This is a genomic window from Oribacterium sp. P6A1 (genome assembly GCF_000702885.1).
GTDB lineage: Bacteria > Bacillota > Clostridia > Lachnospirales > Lachnospiraceae > Oribacterium.
Genome location: NZ_JNKO01000088.1, coordinates 1 through 1,662, shown reverse-complemented (window position 1 = coordinate 1,662; position 1,662 = coordinate 1). Strand labels below are relative to the sequence as shown.

The window sequence follows — 1,662 nt, the reverse complement described above, 5'->3', positions numbered from 1 at the left end:
GCTAGCGTAAAGTTTTTGTAGGTTTAAGAAAAAAGAAAAGAGAACGTCCATGATCCTTTGATAAAGTTAAGGTGACCAAACCAAACTTAAGGAGGGCGTTCTCTTGTTTAGTAGTATACAGCTTTTTGAGGAGCAGGGCATCAAGAATCTTAGAAAGGTTGAGGATAAGTTTATTGAAACGAAGGATATAGCTTCTTTCGTGAATGATGTTAAGACCGAGGCATTAAACCTTGCCATGAACATCATTGCTGAGACTCTTGAACGATATGATGAGGAGATTCGTAAAAGCACAAAGAGAAAAGATCATTGGTCCATTATAAGAACCGACGTTAAGAGTCTGATCACATCCATAGGTACTATAAATTTCAAAAAGACATTTTATAAAAATCGGGATACCGGAGAACGTGCATACCTCTTGGATCGGGAGCTCGGCATAGAGGAACATCAAAGGATCACTGAGGATGCAGAAGCCCAGCTTCTGAAAGAGGCGGTTCAAACCACTTACAAAAAGGGCGGAGAAGCCGTCAGCATTCTTGATAAAGTCAGCAAGACAACGACCATGGATAAGATCAGGGAACTTGATTTCTCAAAGGTTCATAAGGTTCCTGAGAAACTACGAGAAGTACCATATCTGTACATTGATGCGGATGAAGATCACGTGTCACTACAGTTCCATCAGAAGAAGGGTGACCTGAAGAAAAACTCCTTTGGTAGGAAGGATAATTGTATCCTTGCAAAGATGGTTTATGTGTATGAAGGTATAGAACCTGAATCACCAAAGAGCACACGTCACAAGCTTATTAATCCGCACTATTTTTGCGGCGTATATGATGGAAATGACAATGAAAAACTGTGGCAGGAAGTATACGATTACCTTGAGGAGACATATGATCTCAGCAAGGTTGAAAAGGTGTACCTTAATTCTGATGGAGGTGCCTGGATAAGTGGCGCCAAAAAACGTCTTTCAGGGCTCACCCGCGTACTGGATGAGTTCCATATGAATAAATATATGCTGAAGATAACAGGTGGGCTTTTGGACAGCGCTGATGAAGTACGTAATGACCTCATGCATGAGATCAGACGAGGGACAATGGAAAGTTTCGCAAATAAGGTGCTGCCGATTGCAAATGTAGCTCCCTCAGAAAGCGCTGCAAACAGAATAATTGACAGTGCAAATTACATTCTTCACAACTGGACAGCAGCAAAGGCTAGACTCTGTCATGATGAGCATAGAGTTGGGTGCAGTGCAGAGGGGCATGTCAGTCATGTACTGTCTGATCGTATGAGTTCAAGACCTCTTGGATGGTGTAGAGAGGGTGCTAATCAGATGGCTCATCTTCGCGCGTATTATTTCAATCATGGGGATATGTTGGAGCTTGTAAAAGCCCAGAAACTTCCAAAGGCCGCTGGTGCAGAGGATAGCTTTATAATGGATCCTAAACAAATCGGAGAAAAGATACACAAGGAATGGGGAAAATACGTAGACCGTGCAAATCATGAGGTAAGTGTTTTAGGACAGAAATATGCATGGTTTAAAGCTCAAATTACGCATATTTGACACTGCCTTGATTATGGGATTATAGTAAATGACGAATCTACTTAACTTTTTCAAAATCTTGGCGATTCTCGCTTTTTCAATTCCTACGGTAAACTTACGCTGTC

1 protein-coding gene is annotated in these 1,662 nt (G+C 41.6%); it reads left to right on the top strand.

The features are described from left to right. Positions 1-103: 103 nt before the first annotated feature. Positions 104-1,558 (top strand): ISLre2 family transposase, encoded by a 1,455-nt coding sequence (locus tag T515_RS16135; RefSeq protein ID WP_051671833.1) that lies wholly within the window; start codon positions 104-106, stop codon positions 1,556-1,558. The last annotated feature ends 104 nt before the right edge of the window (positions 1,559-1,662 follow it).